19 protein-coding genes and 2 rRNA genes are annotated in these 18502 nt (G+C 54.3%); 7 read left to right on the top strand and 14 right to left on the bottom strand.

The features are described 5' to 3' along the window. Positions 1–115: 115 nt before the first annotated feature. From SynSYN20_RS12610 to SynSYN20_RS12595, 4 genes are all read left to right on the top strand, one after another. Positions 116–2981: ribosomal RNA gene (locus SynSYN20_RS12610) — 23S ribosomal RNA — on the top strand. 113 nt (positions 2982–3094) lie between these two features. After that, a 5S ribosomal RNA gene (gene rrf, locus SynSYN20_RS12605) occupies positions 3095–3211 on the top strand. Positions 3212–3309: 98 nt separating this feature from the next. Further along, positions 3310–4242: a YihY/virulence factor BrkB family protein gene (locus SynSYN20_RS12600; RefSeq protein WP_186523941.1), complete on the top strand. Its 933-nt coding sequence runs from the start codon at positions 3310–3312 to the stop codon at positions 4240–4242. Positions 4243–4293: 51 nt separating this feature from the next. Continuing rightward, positions 4294–4644: a hypothetical protein gene (locus SynSYN20_RS12595; RefSeq protein WP_186523940.1), complete on the top strand. Its 351-nt coding sequence runs from the start codon at positions 4294–4296 to the stop codon at positions 4642–4644. Between the two features lie 4 nt (positions 4645–4648). On the opposite strand, the gene SynSYN20_RS12590 is transcribed toward SynSYN20_RS12595, so the two are convergent. The 7 genes from SynSYN20_RS12590 to SynSYN20_RS12560 form a co-directional block, all read right to left on the bottom strand. Beyond that, positions 4649–5005, bottom strand: coding sequence for a DUF2834 domain-containing protein (locus SynSYN20_RS12590; protein WP_186523939.1), 357 nt, complete (start codon positions 5003–5005; stop codon positions 4649–4651). Beyond that, the gene (gene xseB / locus SynSYN20_RS12585; protein ID WP_186523938.1) at positions 4998–5282 is read right to left on the bottom strand and encodes an exodeoxyribonuclease VII small subunit; all 285 of its coding nucleotides are present in this window, start codon (positions 5280–5282) and stop codon (positions 4998–5000) included. Before xseB ends, SynSYN20_RS12590 begins: the two co-directional genes overlap by 8 nt. Positions 5283–5287: 5 nt before the next feature. Continuing rightward, positions 5288–6460, bottom strand: a complete 1173-nt coding sequence (gene xseA, locus SynSYN20_RS12580; RefSeq protein WP_186523937.1) for an exodeoxyribonuclease VII large subunit — start codon at positions 6458–6460, stop codon at positions 5288–5290. Between the two features lie 278 nt (positions 6461–6738). Continuing rightward, positions 6739–6882 carry a chlorophyll a/b-binding protein gene (locus SynSYN20_RS12575; protein ID WP_186523936.1) on the bottom strand — a complete coding sequence of 48 codons (144 nt, stop codon included), beginning with the start codon at positions 6880–6882 and terminating at the stop codon, positions 6739–6741. Positions 6883–6971: 89 nt separating this feature from the next. After that, positions 6972–9530: an ATP-dependent helicase HrpB gene (gene hrpB / locus SynSYN20_RS12570; protein WP_186523935.1), complete on the bottom strand. Its 2559-nt coding sequence runs from the start codon at positions 9528–9530 to the stop codon at positions 6972–6974. Positions 9531–9748: 218 nt separating this feature from the next. After that, positions 9749–10132: a hypothetical protein gene (locus SynSYN20_RS12565; protein ID WP_186523934.1), complete on the bottom strand. Its 384-nt coding sequence runs from the start codon at positions 10130–10132 to the stop codon at positions 9749–9751. 57 nt (positions 10133–10189) lie between these two features. Continuing rightward, positions 10190–10447 carry a DUF2973 domain-containing protein gene (locus SynSYN20_RS12560; RefSeq protein WP_186525645.1) on the bottom strand — a complete coding sequence of 86 codons (258 nt, stop codon included), beginning with the start codon at positions 10445–10447 and terminating at the stop codon, positions 10190–10192. Positions 10448–10694: 247 nt separating this feature from the next. On the opposite strand from SynSYN20_RS12560, the gene SynSYN20_RS12555 reads away from it, so the two are divergent. Next, positions 10695–11756 carry a trypsin-like peptidase domain-containing protein gene (locus SynSYN20_RS12555; RefSeq protein ID WP_255476429.1) on the top strand — a complete coding sequence of 354 codons (1062 nt, stop codon included), beginning with the start codon at positions 10695–10697 and terminating at the stop codon, positions 11754–11756. Positions 11757–11774: 18 nt separating this feature from the next. Here the strand turns inward: SynSYN20_RS12555 and SynSYN20_RS12550 are convergent, their stop codons facing one another. Together SynSYN20_RS12550 and SynSYN20_RS12545 are read right to left on the bottom strand one after the other, a co-directional pair. Continuing rightward, a complete protein-coding gene (locus tag SynSYN20_RS12550; RefSeq protein WP_186525744.1) occupies positions 11775–11960 on the bottom strand; it encodes a hypothetical protein in 186 nt (61 codons plus the stop codon). 117 nt (positions 11961–12077) lie between these two features. Continuing rightward, positions 12078–13826, bottom strand: a complete 1749-nt coding sequence (locus SynSYN20_RS12545; protein ID WP_255476274.1) for an ATP-binding cassette domain-containing protein — start codon at positions 13824–13826, stop codon at positions 12078–12080. Positions 13827–13832: 6 nt separating this feature from the next. On the opposite strand from SynSYN20_RS12545, the gene SynSYN20_RS12540 reads away from it, so the two are divergent. Further along, a complete protein-coding gene (locus SynSYN20_RS12540) occupies positions 13833–14096 on the top strand; it encodes a hypothetical protein (protein ID WP_255476273.1) in 264 nt (87 codons plus the stop codon). Here SynSYN20_RS12540 and SynSYN20_RS12535 read toward each other — a convergent pair. Both SynSYN20_RS12535 and SynSYN20_RS12530 read right to left on the bottom strand, forming a co-directional pair. Beyond that, positions 14074–14301 carry a hypothetical protein gene (locus SynSYN20_RS12535; RefSeq protein WP_006854525.1) on the bottom strand — a complete coding sequence of 76 codons (228 nt, stop codon included), beginning with the start codon at positions 14299–14301 and terminating at the stop codon, positions 14074–14076. The genes SynSYN20_RS12540 and SynSYN20_RS12535 overlap by 23 nt on opposite strands. A gap of 69 nt (positions 14302–14370) precedes the next feature. After that, on the bottom strand, positions 14371–14718 hold the full coding sequence (locus tag SynSYN20_RS12530) for a hypothetical protein (protein ID WP_186523932.1): 348 nt from the start codon (positions 14716–14718) through the stop codon (positions 14371–14373). Positions 14719–14855: 137 nt separating this feature from the next. Between SynSYN20_RS12530 and SynSYN20_RS12525 the strand changes: the two genes are divergently transcribed. Further along, entirely contained in the window at positions 14856–15167 is a 312-nt protein-coding gene (locus SynSYN20_RS12525; RefSeq protein WP_186523931.1) for a hypothetical protein, read from the top strand. 7 nt (positions 15168–15174) lie between these two features. Here SynSYN20_RS12525 and SynSYN20_RS12520 read toward each other — a convergent pair whose 3' ends face one another. Genes SynSYN20_RS12520 through SynSYN20_RS12510 form a run of 3 tightly spaced genes read right to left on the bottom strand, consistent with a single transcriptional unit; the run spans position 15175 to position 18465 of the window. Beyond that, positions 15175–16329 (bottom strand): anhydro-N-acetylmuramic acid kinase, encoded by a 1155-nt coding sequence (locus SynSYN20_RS12520; RefSeq protein ID WP_186523930.1) that lies wholly within the window; start codon positions 16327–16329, stop codon positions 15175–15177. 3 nt (positions 16330–16332) lie between these two features. Further along, positions 16333–17037: a TrkA family potassium uptake protein gene (locus SynSYN20_RS12515; RefSeq protein WP_186523929.1), complete on the bottom strand. Its 705-nt coding sequence runs from the start codon at positions 17035–17037 to the stop codon at positions 16333–16335. Positions 17038–17061: 24 nt separating this feature from the next. Further along, positions 17062–18465, bottom strand: coding sequence for a TrkH family potassium uptake protein (locus SynSYN20_RS12510; RefSeq protein ID WP_186523928.1), 1404 nt, complete (start codon positions 18463–18465; stop codon positions 17062–17064). Positions 18466–18502: the final 37 nt, after the last annotated feature.

Below are 18502 nucleotides of genomic sequence, written 5' to 3'. Positions count from 1 at the left end.
AGACTCCAGCATGTTCTTTCAAATGTGTCGAGCATTTGAGAGTTTGATTTTAATTTCTATTCGTAGAAGTTAGAAGAATCTGTTTCAACGACAGCAATCGTGTTGGAGATACATTGGTCAAGCTACAAAGGGCTCACGGCGGATACCTTGGCACACAGAGGCGATGAAGGACGTGGTTACCTGCGATAAGTCTCGGGGAGCTGGAAACACGCTTTGATCCGGGAATTTCCGAATGGGGCAACCCTTAAAACGGCCAGCTGAATCTATAGGCTGGCGCGAGCCAACCCAGCGAACTGAAACATCTTAGTAGCTGGAGGAAAGGAAAGTAAAAACGACTCCCTAAGTAGCGGCGAGCGAACGGGGAAGAGCCTAAACCAATGGTTTCGACCATTGGGGTTGTGGGACAGCAACGTGGATCAGGAATGTTAGTGGAAGTGTTTGAAAGACATGCCACAGAGGGTGAAAGCCCCGTACACGAAAACTGAACTGACCTAGCTGTATCCCGAGTAGCACGGAGCACGTGGAATTCCGTGTGAATCAGCGAGGACCACCTCGTAAGGCTAAGTACTCCTGTGTGACCGATAGCGAAACAGTACCGCGAGGGAAAGGTGAAAAGAACCCCGGGAGGGGAGTGAAATAGAACATGAAACCGTGAGCCTACAAGCAATGGGAGCCCTACTAATAGGGTGACCGTGTGCCTGTTGAAGAATGAGCCGGCGACTTATAGGCACTGGCGGGTTAAACCGGAAATGGTGGAGCCATAGCGAAAGCGAGTCTGAATAGGGCGTTTGTCAGTGTTTATAGACCCGAACCCGGGTGATCTAACCATGGCCAGGATGAAGCTTGGGTGATACCAAGTGGAGGTCCGAACCGACTGACGTTGAAAAGTCAGCGGATGAGCTGTGGTTAGGGGTGAAATGCCAATCGAACCCGGAGCTAGCTGGTTCTCCCCGAAATACGTTGAGGCGTAGCGTCTCGTGCTCCAGCAGGGGGGTAAAGCCACCATTTCGGTGCGGGCTGCGAGAGCGGTACCAAATCGAGATGAACTCTGAATACCCTGTGTGTAGCGAGGCAGTCAGACTGTGGGGGATAAGCTCCATGGTCGAGAGGGAAACAGCCCAGACCGCCAGCTAAGGTCCCCAAATCAACACTAAGTGATAAAGGAGGTGGGATTGCCCAGACAACCAGGAGGTTTGCCTAGAAGCAGCCATCCTCAAAGGAGTGCGTAATAGCTCACTGGTCGAGCGATCCTGCGCCGAAAATGAATGGGGCTAAGTGTTGTACCGAAGCTGCGGATTTATGGTAGGGGAGCGTTCTATGTGGGGCGAAGCGTTAGCGTGAGCGGGCGTGGACTGCATAGAAGTGAGAATGTCGGCTTGAGTAGCGAAAACATGGGTGAGAATCCCATGCACCGAAACCCTAAGGGTTCCTCCGGCAGGCTCGTCCGCGGAGGGTTAGTCTGGACCTAAGGCGAGGCCGAAAGGCGTAGTCGATGGATAACAGGTCAACATTCCTGTACCGGTTATGTTTTGGGAAGAGGGACGGAGAAGGCTAGCCAAGCCAGATGTTGGTTACTGGTTCAAGCGTCCGAGGCGTTGAGGATCGGCGAAAACGATCCGAGCTGAGGCGTGAGTACGAGCTGCTACGGCAGCGAAGTTGGTGATGTCATGCTTCCAAGAAAAGCTCTATACCCGTTAAGACATAACTGCCAGTACCCGAAACCGACACAGGTGGGGTGGTAGAGAATACCGAGGTGCGCGAGGTAACTCTCTCTAAGGAACTCGGCAAAATGGCCCCGTAACTTCGGGAGAAGGGGTGCCACAGCAATGTGGTCGCAGTGAAGAGGCCCTGGCGACTGTTTACCAAAAACACAGGTCTCCGCTAAGTCGCAAGACGATGTATGGGGGCTGACGCCTGCCCAGTGCCGGAAGGTTAAGGAAGCCGGTCAGCGTAAGCGAAGCTGGCGACTGAAGCCCCGGTGAACGGCGGCCGTAACTATAACGGTCCTAAGGTAGCGAAATTCCTTGTCGGGTAAGTTCCGACCCGCACGAAAGGCGTAACGATCAGGGCGCTGTCTCGGAGAGAGGCTCGGCGAAATAGAATTGTCTGTGAAGATGCGGACTACATACACCCGGACAGAAAGACCCTATGAAGCTTTACTGTAGCTTGGTATTGTGCCCGGGCTCTGAATGCGCAGGATAGGTGGGAGATGTTGATCTAGTGCTCGTGGGTACTAGGGAGTCAATGGTGAGATACCACTCTTTCAGAGCTAGGGTTCTAACGTTCACCCGTTATCCGGGGAGCGGACAGTATCAGGTGGGCAGTTTGACTGGGGCGGTCGCCTCCTAAAAGGTAACGGAGGCGCGCAAAGGTTTCCTCAGGCTGGTTGGAAATCAGCCGACGAGTGCAAAAGCAGAAGGAAGCTTGACTGTGAGACCAACAAGTCGAACAGGGACGAAAGTCGGCTTTAGTGATCCGACGGTTCTGAGTGGAAGGGCCGTCGCTCAACGGATAAAAGTTACTCTAGGGATAACAGGCTGATCTCCCCCAAGAGTTCACATCGACGGGGAGGTTTGGCACCTCGATGTCGGCTCATCGCAACCTGGGGCTGAAGTCGGTCCCAAGGGTTGGGCTGTTCGCCCATTAAAGCGGTACGCGAGCTGGGTTCAGAACGTCGTGAGACAGTTCGGTCCATATCCGGTGTATGCGTAGGAATATTGAGAGGATTTCTCCCTAGTACGAGAGGACCGGGAGGAACGCACCTCTGGTGTACCAGTTATCGTGCCAACGGTAAACGCTGGGTAGCCATGTGCGGAGTGGATAACCGCTGAAAGCATCTAAGTGGGAAGCCCACCTCAAGATGAGTATTCCCATGGGGTAACCCAGTAAGGTCACGGGAAGAACACCCGTTGATAGGCTCTACGTCGAAGTTCAGTAATGGATGCAGCGGAGGAGTACTAATAGACCGAGGGCTTGACCAACACTTGGTTCTTGCCTTTAAAGACTTTATTCAATTCAGATTGCATCAATAAAACGAAAGTTAAGTTGATGCTGCTATGCAGTTCTCAGGGGTCAAACCTTGGGAATTTTCTATCCTGGTGTCCATAGCGCTGTGGAACCACTCCGATCCATCTCGAACTCGGTTGTGAAACGCAGCAGCGGCGACGATATTTGGGGGGTAGCCCCCTGAGAAAATAGCTCGATGCCAGGTAAAAACATTCCAAACGAAGAAAGCCATCCCTTGAAGGGGTGGCTTTTTTTGTGCTTATTGTCTTGTTAGTTTCGTTTTAATTGCTGCCAGCACCTGCCATGGCTAGTTATAAACCACTGAAAAGGTTGGTTCGTAGCCTTTGGTGTGCCTGTTTGCGTTGGGCGAAGTGCGATTGTGTGGATCTGAGTGCTGCATTCGCGTACTACACGTTGCAGTCAATCTTCCCTATTTTGTTGATTTCGTTATCAATTGCCTCGTGGTTTCTTGGGCGCCAAGATGCCTTGGAGAGCAAGATTGTTGCGTATGCAAGTGGTGTCTTGCCGCCATCAGCAGTTGTGATTGTGCAAAACACGCTGATGCAGTTAGTCCGTCAGGGGTTTGGTGCTGGTTTGTTGGGTGCGGGTGTGTTGTTACTTACTGCAAGCAATGTATATCTGACATTGCAACGTGGATCGGAAAGACTTTGGAATGGTGTGATTGCACCCCAACAACGTAACTTGCCTTTCAAGCTTCAAGCTGTTCAGTTTTTTCGGAATAGGCTTGAAGCTTTTTTTGTTGTGATCTTGATAGGGCTCTTGGTTGTTCTCGATCAGCTCAGTGCCAATGTCCGCATGATTCCTGCTGATGCTTTGTCCGAGTTGTCGTTGACGATCCCTTGGCTTGGGACTCTCCTTTCTCATATCCCAGTCTTGCAATTTGGTCGGTTGATGGTTCCATTCTTTGGGTTTTCACTTTCAGCACTATCGCTTCAATTTTTGCTGCCAAGTCGCCGAGTCCCGTTTAGGCCGCTTATACCAGGTTCGTTATTGATTGGTTTTGCGCTTACTGTTCTTAATCTTGCTGTGAGTCGTAGCATCCTCTCTCTGGGGTCTCGCTTTCAGGCCTATGGAGTGATTGGCAGTGTCCTAGTTCTCACCTTGTGGGTTTGGATGGTGGGTGTTGTGATTTATTTTGGACAATGTTGGAGCGTTGAACTTGCGAAGGCCTCTGCCAGACATGCCAGGGATCCAAATAAATCCATCCGTGCCTGAATGCAAAAAAACAGCGATTATGAGAGCATCGTTCGTATGGAGTGTTGATTGATGGGACGTTTCCCTCCACTCCTCTGGTTGCTTTTGTTAGCGCTGTTGCTGCTACCTACGGCAGCAGGCCGTGTTCTGCTTGATTTGGCTGGAGGTCTCCTGATCACCCTGCTTGCCTTGCCCGTTGTCCTCGGTGGTTTGGGGTGGATTGGTTGGAAGGTGTTGCAGAGCCGGGTGAGGACGTGTGAGGCTTGTGGCTTAAGCACGATGACGACAGACGCTCAATGCCCTGCCTGCGGATCTCCTCTTCCGGCAAAACAATCTGGTGCATCAACGGAGAAAGCCGTTGATGATTCACTGCCAGCGAGTGATGTCACCATCGATATCAAAGCTGAGGATGTAGATCCCTAGCCTCTCAATTTGTATCTTGTTTTGAATTGATTTCCATTAATTTGCGTTCCCGCAAATACAGGAAGAGTGGGCCTCCACATGCGAATGAAATGCTGACGCTGACGATTAAAGCGATCCACCAACCCTTGATCTGTAGCTTTCTTCCTTCGGTAACGATCCAAATACTGAAGGCTGATGCGGCAATCACGAGATCCCTGTTTAAAGAGCGGGAGGCTGCATTGATATTGGCATCTTGGATGAAACTTTGGAGGTCAAATCCACCACCAGGATTCATTTGCATGAATTCGAGATTGGCTTGCCAAGGGAGGATGGCTCCAAGGATGGCAAGCAAGAGGTAAATCCACGGGAGAGATTTATTCATTGTTGCTTGTGTCGAGCGTGCGTTCTTCCATCGTATTCGGATCGAGCTGTCGGACTGATTGCTCCACCTGGCTGAGAAGTAAGTCGCAGCGATCGAGGTAGATCGTCGCACGCGCATGATTTTTCTGTAGATCCGCTAATGGAATGGAATCGTCTTGTAATTGGCCTAGCAGTACATCGAGAGCCTGTAAGGCCTCTTCATAGCTGAGCTTCGATGCATCTTCTCTCCAAGTGTCTTGTTCGGATGTCTTTGATGGTTCGGGCTTTTTGCGTGGCATATCAGTTATACAGATGCCTTTGAGTTAGATGTTTCATTCGCTTGAATGGTTTTGGTGACGGCCTGAATCACACCATCCTTGAGACGGATTTGCAGCTGTTCATTGAGGCTGATGTCATCAATGCTTTGCAGGGGTAGGCCGTTCGTTGTGTGCAGCATCGCAAAGCCCCGATTGAGCCATCGTTGGGGTGAAAGAGCACGCAACAATTGTTGCCGCTGTTGCCACTGATCTCGACGACGTTGCAGCGCCACAGCAGGTCGAAGTGCATGGAGGAGGAGATGTCGTTCTTTTAGTCGTGAGCTGGCTTGCTCTAGTCGCCAGCGTTTGTATTCGCTAAGGCGTGTGCGCCTTTGGCTGATGGTTTGTTGTGCCGACTCCTTGCTCGGCATCAGTGTGACCATGGCGGCTGTTGGCGTTGCGGCTCGATGGTCTGCCACGAGATCCGCAACGGTGAGATCATCTTCATGCCCGAGTCCAGTCACGACCGGAAGTGGGAACTTGGCCAACTTTCGGCAAACGTCTGCATCATCAAAGACCATCAAATCTTCTCGGCTTCCTCCCCCGCGGGCGAGCACGATCGCGTCCAATCTGAGCTGATGATGTTGTTCCGCAAGGCGACTTAGAACCCCGCAAATGATCGGCGCGACCTCCCCTTGGACGGGGATCGGAACCACAAGAAGCTCGCTCAAAGGCCATCGCTCTTGTGCGGTACGCAGCATGTCTGCGAGTGCTGAGCTTGGAACGCTTGTGAGGACGGCTAATCGTTTGGGGTAAGCCGGCAATTTTCGACGCCTGCCGGGATCAATGACGCCTTCCTCGAGCAACTGTGCTTTGACCGTTTCAAACCGTCGCAACACGGTGGTTAAGCTGGGCCTCATATCGAGAACCTGAACAGCAAGGCTCGCTCGTGCTGACCAGAAATTGAGCCTGCCAATCACGGTGACGCCGTCGCCGTCGGCAGGAACAAAGTCCAACTGTTTTAATTTTGAAGCCCAGGCCACGGCAGTGATGCTGGCATCTCCATCAGTCAAGGAGAGCCAGAGATGCCCCTTTTTGACTTGAGGCCTCGATGCTGTTGCTTGGATCACAAATCGAGGCGCAAAACCCCGCTCCAACAGCACTCCGATCGCGTTGTTGAGTTCGCGGACGGAGTAGGTAGGAACTGATTCAGCGTTCAAGACGTTGGTATGCCAATCCCCAGTAAATGCAGATGATCCCAGAAACAATGCTCAGGATGATTCCCCACGTCTGGTGAACCTGCGTCAATCCGATGGCTAAGAAAACGAGCATGCTGCTCAGCAGCCTGGCGCCTTCACGGCGACTGCTAGCAAAGAAGGGAAGCATTGCTAACGACGCGAGTCTCACCAGTTTGGACTAACGGGTGGATCCCATTAAAAAATCCCATCAAATGAATGATGGGATCAAAAGCTGGGACTCATCCCCAGCAGCGGCCGAATCAACCGAGGCCAACCTGAGTCAGGATGCCCTGACCGGTGAGAAGCTCGGTGCCAAGTCCGATGACGAAACCAAGCATGGCAAGACGGCCATTCCAGGTTTCTGCAAAATTTACGAATCCAAAGCGGGCTGTGTTGTCAGACATGTGAAACTCCGTTACTCATGCATCGTAACAAACCGTAGCGATCTCTTGACTGTTTCTTCGGATACATTTATAGGGATGCGATGAGCACCTCAAGGGTGTGGCTTCCTTTTTGCGGTGGGTTCGGCAATGGCTGGATCCTTTGGCCATGGATGCTTTGGATAGCGACCACGCATTTCCTTTCGCACCTGTTGGTAGCTTCCCTGCCAAAACCCAGCGAGGTCTCGGGTGCGTTGAAGCGGGCGTCCTGCGGGTGATAACAATTCAATGGTCACGAGGAGTTGGCCATTTAAAACAGCAGGTCCCTCAAGGCAGCCAAACATTTCTTGCAGCTTGACCGACAGCACAATGTCGTCGTTTTGATAATCCAGTGCTGCATTGCGCCCTGATGGGATTTTGATCTGCGTTGGTAAGAGCTGATCGAGTTGCTGCCGGTTCGACCAGGTGAGATCACCCCAAAGAGCTTCCATCAGTTGCTCTTCCTTGACGTCGTCCCAGCCTCTGCAACCCATCAAAGTGTCTCCAATCCAGGAGTCTGGATGCTTTACCAGGTGTTGAAGGTTGCGTAGCGGCCACGGCTTCCCTAGCTGATGGTGGGCTAAAGCGAGACGACTGCGAAGTTGTTCCGTTCGCTGGCTCCAGGGCAGTGCCGACAGGCCATCCTTGCTGAGTTGCTTGACCAAGACGTCCCGGCTTTGTTCATAAGACGCATGTTGTTGAGGCTGTCGCTCGAGTTCCAGCGCACCAAGCTGCAAGACCCGTTCAGCTCTGATCCGCTTGGTTAGCTCGTCCCACAGCACACGCTCTTGCCAGTGACCTTTTTGATCTGCAAGGTCCCTAACCCACTGATGTGTCAGGGGTAGCGCTAAACGGATCTTGGCTCTCGTGTCACCGAGGTCAAGCTGTGCAATCGCAAGTGCCTCAGCTCCATCGAGTGGATCGCTGACCTGCAGAGCCGCACCGCGCCCTTGGCGCAGCAGAAATTGTCCGCGTTGTCCTGGACGGGCCACTGCAATCCATTCTGGAAAAGCTGTTGCAATCAGCTGTGCTGCGAGTTGCTCGTCTGTGGCCTCAATGGTTTGGGGCGCTTGCTCCTGTTCGAATTGACCAAGTTGTTGAACCCAACGACGGCTCTGATCGAGGACTGTCCTGAGGCGATCGGCTGCTGCCCGATCCCCTGAAATTCGTGTTGAGCTCCGGTGGTCTCGGAGCAAGAGCATGCGAGCCCAGAGGTCGCTGCCGTGGTTGTTGTGGCTTAATAGATCGCGCTCATTGAGGATGGAAGCGAGATCGGCTCCTAGTTGTGGTCTCCCCATGGCACGCGCTTTCAGAAGAAGCAATCCCAGGCGCGGATGGGCACCAAATCGAGCCAATTTCTGCCCGGTGTCCGTGGGACGTCCCTCTGGAGTTAGTGCTCCCAGCTCAATCAATTGCCGTCGGCCTTCCTGAAGTGCGGCCCTCGGAGGGGGCTCCAGCCACGGCAAAGATTCGCCTAGACCAGCACCCCAGAGTGCAAGATCAAGAACGGTGGGTTGAGGGTCAGCTCGCTGCAATTCAGGGATGTCATGGGCTGGCCTTCGTTGCTGTTCGGCAGGAGACCAGAGCCTGATGCAACGACCAGCGTTTTGGCGTCCAGCACGGCCTCGCCGCTGATCAGCACTGGCCTGACTGGCTGGCACTGTGATCAGTCCCTCCATTCCGGTTCCAGGATCAAATTGGGTGTGTCGCGTGAGTCCGCAATCGATCACAAGGCGAACACCATCCAGAGTGAGGGAGCTTTCAGCGATGGACGTTGCCAAAATCACGCGTCCGTCGTGCTTGTGGTTGCAAGGTTTTAGGGCTCTCCCCTGCTCAGCGAGGGATTGCCTTCCATGCAGAGCGATGACCTCCCATTGGCTCAGCAAGCCTGACTTGAGTAAACGTTGCCGGCAACGTTCGATCTCCCCTAATCCAGGTAAAAAAACCAAGACGGTGGGCGGATGATTGCGACTTTCTTCAGTGATCAGCAGGTGGGCGATCTCCTGCTCAATCGCTCGTAGAACGCGCGCCTCGAGAGGTTCATTCGGTCGGGGCGAGAGGTGTTGCGTCTCAACAGGGAAGGCCTTCCCTTCGCTCGTGAGGACCTGCGCATGAGGTAATTGGGCGCGCAGGTTGGTGAGATCCAGCGTGGCCGACATCAGCAGCAGGCAAAGATCTGGCCTGAGCAGTTCCTGCGCTTCCCGAACCAACGCAAGCGCTAATTCACTGTTTCGACTGCGCTCATGGAATTCATCAAAGATCACGCAGTTAATCCCTGTGAGCTCGGGATCGTTTTGCAGTCGACGGAGGAAGAGGCCATCCGTCATCGCTTCCATCCGCGTGCGAGAGGAGCGCTTTTGCTCGTGCCGCACGGAATAGCCCACCCGCTCGCCAATCGGTTCGTTCAGGCTGAGCGCGAGCCTGGTTGCGGCAGCCCTTGCCGCAAGCCGCCTGGGCTCAAGCATCAGGGAGCGACCCGGAAGAGGCTCCGTCCCCGCAATTTCCCCAAGAAGTGCCAAGGGCACCCGCGTTGTCTTGCCCGCACCTGGCGGGGACTGCAGTAAGACCGTGGCACCTGGAACAAGACTGGCCCGCAGTCTTGGTAGTAAGGGATCAATCGGGTACTCGCCCAACGCCTCTCGCCCTTAGCTGAAAAAGTTGATCATCCCAACGAGCAAAATGCTGCTGAGGGCTCCGAAGGCAGCCAAGAGGCGCACCAGTGAACCAACGCGAACAGGAATGGAGGCCATGAAGAAATCCTTAAGGCCGGTTTGAATTCATGTTTAGCTGAGCTCAGGGAGGATTCTCACTCCCTGGTTGCAGTGCTTCACAACTTCTCCAAACTCAGACGTCAGCGAATGTGCCGTGCGCCGTCAACCGGGTGGTATTCCTCCCCCGTCAGCTCCTCGTAAACGATGGCGGGGAGTCCTGTTTCGAACATTGTTTGCAGCGCTTCTTTGAGATAGGGATTCCAGCCGCCGGTGCTGACATCGCCATGACGCACGGTCCAGTCCCAGGTGCCTTGTAGGTCTCGTGGAATGCGGCCTTCACGATCTCGTCGCGCCACTAAATCCAACGATTCCACCAGCCCTACCTGAATGGGATCTTTCCCGTAGGCAGGAGTCAGGCTGAGCTCAAGCCGAACAGGATCTTCTTTCATCAGCCTTAAGCGGAAGCGGGGTGGCAGTTTCACGGATTTAATTACCGCCGCCACAATCCGTGTTCGTTGGTCCACCTAGGAGTCCCCTCTACGAGTCAATCGAGCAACTTAAGCAGTTGCCATTAACCCAACCTATTCACCGGGCTTCGCCGTTGGATTTGGAGGCTCACTATCTCCGCCAAATCGCACAGTCAAAAGATCCTCTTCTGTGAGACGACCTTCTCCATCAAGGAGCTCTGGATGAATCGTCAGGCGACCTGTCCGGTCGACTTGTTCCGCGACAAGGGGTTTGCCGGCAGCGTTGAATCCGCGTCCCATGACGCGAAAGGCTTGCCACAACAGGACGATGAAGATCAGTCCATAGATGAGAGGAAACAGGCTACTGAGCATGGCAATCACCGCTGAACTCGGAGATGGGCCGAACCATCCCATGCATCATCGCTCTTTTTGGACATAGGGACGCTGATTTTGTGGACCCTGGTCGCATCCAGTCATGAAATCACTGGAAATGGGTCTGTTTTTGTAGGGATTCACTGCTTACGGTCACGTTGACTCAGATCATTGATGACATAGGGACATGGCGGTGTTTAATCCTTTGCTTCCCCTGGTTTGCGCTGGTGCGCTAACCGTTCCAGGGATGTTGATGCAACCGCCGCGAGCCTTCGCATCGGCTCCCCCACAGGCTGTCGCACCAAAATCGTTCGTTGCGCAAGCCGTTGCACGCAGTGGACCGGCTGTTGTCACACTTGAAACACAGCGAACGGTCCGGACGGCTGGTGGAAATGGGCTTCCTCGGAGCGTGATGGCGGATCCATTCCTGCGCCGTTTTTTTGGGTTGCAATCTCAAACGGCCCCGCGTTCACGGGTCGAGCGCGGGCAGGGCAGCGGGGTGATTTTTGATGAACAAGGGTTGGTCCTGACCAACGCTCATGTTGTGGAGAATGCGGATCGCGTGATGGTGGGACTGCCTGATGGCAGACGTGTTGCTGGTCGGGTGATTGGACAAGACTCGCTGACGGACCTGGCAGTGGTGCAGTTGGAAACCAGAGGGCCATGGCCTACGGCTCCCTTGGGCAACTCAGATCGTCTTCAGGTGGGGGATTGGGCGATCGCTGTAGGAAATCCATACGGTCTTGAAAACACAGTGACGATGGGGATTGTCAGCAACCTCAATCGCAACATGTCTCAACTGGGCATTTCAGGAAAGCGTCTGGATCTCATCCAGACAGACGCTGCGATCAATCCTGGTAATTCGGGTGGCCCGCTGTTGAACGCCCGTGGTGATGTCATTGGGATCAATACCCTCGTGCGCTCAGGACCAGGGGCTGGCCTCGGTTTCGCAATTCCCATCAACAGGGCACGGTCGATCGCCAGTCAGCTCGTTAAGCAGGGAAGGGCGAGTCATCCCATGGTGGGTGTCGGCCTTTCAACGGTTCCTGCTCCCACACCAGGATCGAGTGCTCCTCCTGGAGCTGTGGTTCGATCCGTTGTGCCGGGTGGCCCTGCAGATCGTGGAAACTTGCGCGTCAACGATGTGATCGTGTCGATCGATGGAAAATCCATTAACAATCCCGCTGAAGTTGTTTCAGCGGTTGATAGGCATGGCGTGGATCGTCCTTTAACTCTTGATGTGATGCGTTCTGGTCAACGTATTACGCTTTCAATTACACCTGTTGAGATGACATCTTTGCGTCGATAGTTATCTCAATGCTGTTCGTTAGCTATCGGTGTCTTTGAGTTGTTCTACGCACTGTGTGATGCATTCCCCATCATCGAGGGAGCATGTTGTGATGCACTCGAAGTAGGTTTCAACCGCGTCCCAGGTCTGGGCATGCTCAGCGCTTTCAGTCATGGACGCGGGGGTTCCAGCGGGAGTGACATGACGTGATTGCGTGTTGTTCATGGCCGACTGGGGATCAGTGATGTCAGCCTATCCACACCGTCTGGACTGGTAAAGGGAAATGAGTCTTCCTGCCTAAACAAGTGTGAAGTTTCGTCTTGCGATCGCCGAGATGCTTTGCTACGCAGCGTTCTTTTTGCGAGAGGCCCGCTGTTTTTGCTTGGCGGTGTTCGCTTTGCGCTTGGCTTCTTTCTCAGCACTCAGCCGGTTTGCCTCCGCTTCGGCCTTTTCCTCGACCTTTTTCTCTTGGTAGTACGCGTAATTTCCGCGATAGACCACAAGTTCTCCGTCGCGAATTTCCACGATCCTGTTCGCTACACGTGAGATGAAATAACGGTCATGCGATACCAATAAAGCGGCTCCCTCGTAGGCGCATAGTGCATCTTCAAGCATCTGTTTGGCGGGGATGTCGAGATGGTTTGTTGGTTCATCGAGAACCAGCAAATTGCAGGGACTGAGCAACATCAGAGCCAGAGCAAGACGTGCTTTCTCTCCGCCACTAAGTTTGCCAACGTCTTTAAAAACACTGTCATTGCTGAAACAGAAACTCCCCAGCAATGAGCGCACTTGAGTTTGCGTCCAATCAGGAACGGCTTCGAACATGGTTTCGATCACCGTCTTGTTGAGATCGAGGGCTTCGGCTTGGTTTTGTTCGAAATAGCTGGCAATGACGTTGTGTTCCCCGAGCCTTGCTGACCCTTCTTCGGGAGTTTCGACCCCCATGATCAATCGGAGCAGCGTGGACTTTCCGGCTCCGTTAGGACCAACAAAGGCGATCCGATCACCTCTCTCGATTTCGAGATCAGCTTCCATGAAAAGGATATTTTCCCCGTAGCAATGGGTCATGTTTTCGATCACAGCGACCTGAGCGCCAGATCGTGGTGCCGGGGGGAAGCGGAAGCTGGGTCCACCCACTGACTCAACCGGGGCATCAACCCTCTCCACCTTGTCCAGCTGTTTTTCTCGGCTTTTTGCCTGGGTGCTGCGCGTTGCACTGGCACGGAATCGATCGATATAGGCCTGTTGGGTTGCGATCTCTTTCTGCTGCCGTTCAAAAGCTGCTTGTGAGGCCTCTTTCTCGAGTGCTTTTTGCTCGAGGTGCGAGGTGTAATTGCCTAAGTACGCCCTCGACACACCTCGCTCAGTACTCACAATTTGATTGCAGACGCGATCCAGAAACGTGCGGTCATGACTGATGACGACCAGTGCAGCTTTTTGTTCGATGAGATATCCCTCGAGCCACTGAATCGTTTCGACATCGAGATGGTTGGTTGGCTCGTCTAACAGAAGAAGATCAGGGTCTTGTAAGAGGATTTTCCCCAGTGCTATGCGCATTTGCCAGCCACCGGAGTAATCCGAAACCAGGCGGTCTGCCTCATCGAGTTTGAACCCGATGGTTGGGAGAAGTTTGTCGATGCGTGCATCGAGCTCATAGCCATGCAGTCCTTCAAATCGGGTCTGCAGTCGCCCTAGTTCGTGAATGAGCTCATCAAGATGATCGGGGTCTGCCGCTGCGCGGTCTGACCCCATCTCCAATTCAACTTTTTTTTGTTTGTCCAGCACAATGGCGGCCTCCCCAAAGGCTTGAAACAGCTCTTCGCGGACCGTGCGGCTGGGGTCAACATCGAATTCTTGCTGCAGGTAAGCGATTCTTGGCTCACCTTGTTTCACGACTTGCCCACTGCTGGCTTCTTCCATGCCAGCAATCAGCCTGAGCTGAGTTGACTTCCCTGCCCCATTCACGCCAACGAGGCCGATACGGTCACCGGGTTTGACCTCCCAGGTCACATCCCGCAGAACTTCTCCGGTGGGATAAATCTTGCCGACTCGCTCAAGTCGCAGCACGGAGTGGAGGCAGGGAAATCCCATCATCCCGTGTCGAGGTTTCCAGGCAGACTGCTGGAGCTGGGAGCAGGCTCAATGCGAAGACTGGAGCAGGTCACGGCCCTTGTGGTGGCAGCCGGTCTTGCCGTGATTAGTTATTGGTTGTTTTTTAGCTGGGCAGGAGGAGGAGGAGTGCGAGAACGTTCGACACCCAAGCCAGTCTTAGCGCCCTCTGATCAATCCATTTCTGATCAATCCAGGACATCCAAAGACTCGCTGGAAGCAGCTGAAATCAAAGCCCTCCCCTCGCCTTGATCAGCCATTGCTTGGTGATCTCGTCGTCGAGGCTATTGAGGTGATCCTTCACCTCTTGGAGCGTGACAGGCAAGTTGAGTTGATTGCCGATTTCACAGATGGAATCGAGGGCTCCAGAAGGATTTTGAAGTGCCTGCCTGAACAATCCCTTGCTGAGGTCTCGATCATTCTCAATGCGTGCGTACAGAGCAGCTGCGTTGGACATGATCGTGATGCTTCTGACGAAACCTTATTCACGCCATCACGAACTGCCATCCCTTCCCCATGCCGCTCCTTATGCCGCTTGGTCGAGCTCTGTCGCCTTGAGACCGGAGGCTGAGGCGTCTTCCATGCTGCGAGCGTCCATGCAAAGCACTTTGCGCAGTTGGGCGTAATTCGCTGCTTGCGATCGGCGTCCGTCTTGAACGGCGCCATATTCAGCGCGTTGGAGCACGTGATGAAGATGGGTGAGCAGATAGGTGCTGATGACAGCCGAGACGAGCACCTCGCTGTTCTCAGGGGTGCGGCTCGGGCGTCGCTTCTTTCGAGGTTCGTTGCCTTGGCGATTGCTTTGACGAGCGACCGGCTTGCTGCGGCTTGGTAGCTGGGGGGAGCTGACGTCCGGGCTTTGGGAATGGGGCATGGCACTCCTGGAATGGGTCGGCCGAGGGCCTGGCCTGCAGATGGATCAGAGATCTGATCAATGACAGCAGCATAGTGCTGGATACTACCCTTGCGCATCTCTGTACACTTTTAAGTAGCTCTGCCTCTTTCTGGGTCGTGGCCACTCGCCAAAATTCATCCAGTGGGAAGCCAAAGTCACCTCGTATTCAGGTGGTGCTCCCCGAAGATCTTTGCCTCCGCTTGACTGCATTGGCTGAGGATGAATCGCGCACGGTCAGCAACATGGCCAAAGTGTTGATTCAGCAAGGGGTTCAGCGGTACGAACAGGGAGGCGACAGGCAGGCTTCGGCTCCCGTTGCGGACGCACATCAGGCGTCAACGGAGCAATTGCGCAACGCCCTGGAGTCGAAGCAAACCGGGCGGTTGCGGGGCGCACCGCGTCGGGTCAGGCTTCACCGCCCGAATTAATCCGAGATCAAGCCGGATTGACGCGTACTCCGAGGACGGCCTCGTGCTCTGCACCCGTAATCGCTGGTGCATTCCCTGGATATCCCAAGTGATGCCACCACGCCAAAAGAGCAAACACCATGGCTTCGCGGCTTTGACTGGGAAGTCTTAACTCGTCGCTGCGACGCAGTCTTAGACCTCGGCAGCGTTTGGTGAGTTCTCGCATCAACGTGAGGTTCTGACTGCCACCTCCAGCGACCAAGAGCTCGATGGGGAGCGGATGGTTTTGGTTGGAGAGCTGTTGCAGATCCTGCGCCACGACAGCGGCTGAGAAGGCTGTGAGCGTTGCGATTTGATCGGCAATCGCTTGTCCTTGCATGTCCTGAAGGCGCCTTGTCAGATCAGCTCTTCCAAAGAGTTCACGACCTGTGGACTTGGGGGGGCTGAGCTGGAAGTAAGGCTCAGCGAGCCAGCGGAGAATCAATGCTTCATCGCATTGACCTGTCTCTGCCAGGCGGCCGCTCTCGTCACAGCTTTCCTTGCCTTCGCTGAACTGCTCCATCGCCAGGTCGATCAAGCTATTTGCAGGCCCGCAATCCCAGCCCCTGACGGGTTGGAGTCGATCAGGACCTGCGTCGGGTGGAATGAGGGTGAGATTGGCAATGCCACCCAAATTGAGCAAGGCTCTCCAACCTTTGGTTCGTCCCAATAGGGCCGCATCAGCTTTGGGAACAAGTGGTGCTCCTTGACCTCCAAGGGCTAGATCAGCAGCCCGAAAGTCAAAGATCACAGGGCGTTTCAGCAGTTGTGCCAGCAGGGGTGCTTGCAACATCTGCCAGCTTGCTCCGGGCTGAAGTGCGCCAGTTTCGGCATTTTTCGGTGGGCGATGCCAGAGGGTTTGGCCATGACATCCCACCAGCTGCGCCTGTCCTTTTGGATCGCACTGACGAGCTGCTGCGGCCTGGATCTTGGTGATCGTCTCGGAAAGATTGAGGAGCGTTGACGCGGTTTTGGCTTCGCCTTGTCCTACGGCCAAGATCAGTTGCCGTGTTGAGGCTGGATAGTCCAGCGACGCTGATCGCAGCAGTGTCCAATGGGGATGTTCGGCGGACCCTGAGAGCTCGACAAGGACAGCATCCACGCCATCGGCGCTTGTGCCGCTCATCAGACCGAGAACGCGCATGGCTCAGGTTTTTGGCAGCTCTTGGAGATCGTCGGTTAAACCCATCACCACAAGGACATGACCGTCTTGAAGGACGTGGGACGCCGGTGGGTTGACCATGAGTTCTTTTGCAGGACCTGCCGCAAGAACATTCACTCGGAAGTTCTTGCGCAGGTTTAGGTCTCGAAGCGAGCGTCCCACGAACCTGCCTGGGACCTTGATCTCTTCAATTGAATGATGCTTATCGAGTTCAAGCCGCTCCATCAAGTTGGGGCGCACCAATTCCACACCCAAGCGTTCTCCCTGCATTCGGGAGGGAAAGACCACCCGATCAGCTCCCACGCGCTTGAGCATTTTTTCGTGCAAATCGCTGGTGGCTCTTGCAATCACGCGACGAACTTTGCTCCCTGCACTGTCTTTGGCAATCAGGGTGGCCGTGATGCTGGCTTCAATGGGTTCGCTGATGGCGACAACCACGGTTTCCATATCGAGAATCCCCGCTTCACGAAGCGCTTCCTCATCGGTGCAGTCCACGATGCGCGCTTCGATCGAAGGCTCGAGTTGGCGTAGTTCTTCGATGGCCTTTGAAGAACGGTCCACAGCAAGAACTTCAGCACCGTTTTGCATCAGTTCCTTGCAGACAGCACTCCCGAAACGACCTAAGCCCACAATCCCAAAGCTTGAAGGTTCTGCCTGGTTGGATTGGGACCAATGCCACCACTCCCTCACTGCATTTCTCCTAGGGATCGGTGATCAGACATAGAGATCCTCACGGGGATAACCAACACGATTCTCGCGCTGTAGATGTCCGCGGTTAAAACTCTCCCAAATGGCGCTTAAAAGTAAAAGGATGCCCAGTCGTCCCACAAACATTCCTATCACCAGCACAAACTGTCCAAAAGGAGCCAGTTGGCGCGTGACACCTAGATCCAATCCAACGGTGGCAAAGGCGGAAATACACGTAAAAATCAGCTCTAGGAAGGTGAAGGGTTCTTCTCCGCTGAGATTGCTGCTTAATGCCAATAACAAAGCCATCCCCAGCACAAAGAGTAGGGAGGCAACCGTGATGCTCAGAGCGCGCAGCACCACTTTGTCTGAGATTTGTCGATGACGAATCACCACATCGTTGTGACCGCGAAGGGTGGAGCGCGTAGCGGCCATGAGGGCCGCCACCGTTGTGGTTTTGATCCCGCCACCTGTTCCGCCTGGACTCGCACCGATGAACATCAGGGTCATTACCAACAACAGGCCTGAATCAGAAATGCTGTTCAGAGAGAGGGGCACCGTCGTGAATCCAGCGGTTCTAGAACTCACTGATTCAAAAAGGGCGCTCATCAACCGTTCGCCCCAACCCATCCCTGTGAGCACATGGCCCCTCGAGAGTGATTCTGTCAGCATTAATCCGAAGGTTCCGATCAGGATCAGAAGACCAGAGGTACGCAGAACGAGCCGAGTGTGAAGGCTGAGATGACGCCGTCTTAGCCGTTGACGGTTGATCCATAGGTCATTGGTGACACGCCATCCAAGTCCGCCCAGGACCACCAACACCATGATCACTGCGTTGACCGTGCTGTTGGTGCGATACGTCTCAAGACTGTCATTCCACAGTCCAAAGCCAGCGTTGTTGTATGCAGAAATGCTGTGAAAGAGCGCTGCCCACAGGCGTTCGCCTCCAGGAGCAATGTCTGTGAACCCAAAGACGTAGAGCATGAACGCCCCAAACAAGATCAGCACCACGGCGGTGAGCGCAATTCCGCGAAAGGTGGTTCCGACGCCCCCAACCCCAAACTCATCGAGGGTTTGACCACGATCGAGGCGACGCCGAAGAGCTGTTCCGCGAACCACAAACCCCTGCAGAAACGTGGTGACGGCCATCAATCCCAGGCCTCCGACCATGATCATCATGGCCAGCACGATTTGCCCGGGGCGGGTCAGATCTTCGCGGATGTCGATCACTGAAAGCCCTGTCACGGTCACGGCTGATGTGGCTGTGAAGAAGGCTTCCCAAAGGCCCACTCTGGAGCTTGAACACAGCGGCGTCGCGAGGATCAGTGTGCCGGCTGCGATGACAAGTAACCCCGTCACAACAGTGAACTGTGGAATTGTGAGGCGGCGGTACCAGGCCTGAGTGCGGTGAATGGCGTAGGGAATCGGCATTGCGCTTACCTTCCTCCCCGTGGCGAAACGCCCAATG

This window comes from Synechococcus sp. SYN20 (genome assembly GCF_014279555.1).
Lineage (GTDB): Bacteria > Cyanobacteriota > Cyanobacteriia > PCC-6307 > Cyanobiaceae > Synechococcus_C.
This window is presented reverse-complemented; position numbering and strand designations above follow the sequence as displayed.

Coding starts and splice junctions, on each gene's coding strand:
- SynSYN20_RS12575 (WP_186523936.1), bottom strand. CDS start 6,882: ATGTCTGACAACACAGCCCGCTTTGGATTCGTAAATTTTGCAGAAACC.
- SynSYN20_RS12535 (WP_006854525.1), bottom strand. CDS start 14,301: ATGTCCAACGCAGCTGCTCTGTACGCACGCATTGAGAATGATCGAGAC.
- SynSYN20_RS12545 (WP_255476274.1), bottom strand. CDS start 13,826: ATGGGATTTCCCTGCCTCCACTCCGTGCTGCGACTTGAGCGAGTCGGC.
- SynSYN20_RS12530 (WP_186523932.1), bottom strand. CDS start 14,718: ATGCCCCATTCCCAAAGCCCGGACGTCAGCTCCCCCCAGCTACCAAGC.
- SynSYN20_RS12555 (WP_255476429.1), top strand. CDS start 10,695: ATGTTGATGCAACCGCCGCGAGCCTTCGCATCGGCTCCCCCACAGGCT.
- SynSYN20_RS12510 (WP_186523928.1), bottom strand. CDS start 18,465: ATGCCGATTCCCTACGCCATTCACCGCACTCAGGCCTGGTACCGCCGC.
- SynSYN20_RS12590 (WP_186523939.1), bottom strand. CDS start 5,005: ATGAATAAATCTCTCCCGTGGATTTACCTCTTGCTTGCCATCCTTGGA.
- SynSYN20_RS12520 (WP_186523930.1), bottom strand. CDS start 16,329: ATGCGCGTTCTCGGTCTGATGAGCGGCACAAGCGCCGATGGCGTGGAT.
- SynSYN20_RS12560 (WP_186525645.1), bottom strand. CDS start 10,447: ATGCTCAGTAGCCTGTTTCCTCTCATCTATGGACTGATCTTCATCGTC.
- SynSYN20_RS12595 (WP_186523940.1), top strand. CDS start 4,294: ATGGGACGTTTCCCTCCACTCCTCTGGTTGCTTTTGTTAGCGCTGTTG.
- xseB (WP_186523938.1), bottom strand. CDS start 5,282: ATGCCACGCAAAAAGCCCGAACCATCAAAGACATCCGAACAAGACACT.
- SynSYN20_RS12550 (WP_186525744.1), bottom strand. CDS start 11,960: ATGAACAACACGCAATCACGTCATGTCACTCCCGCTGGAACCCCCGCG.
- SynSYN20_RS12600 (WP_186523941.1), top strand. CDS start 3,310: ATGGCTAGTTATAAACCACTGAAAAGGTTGGTTCGTAGCCTTTGGTGT.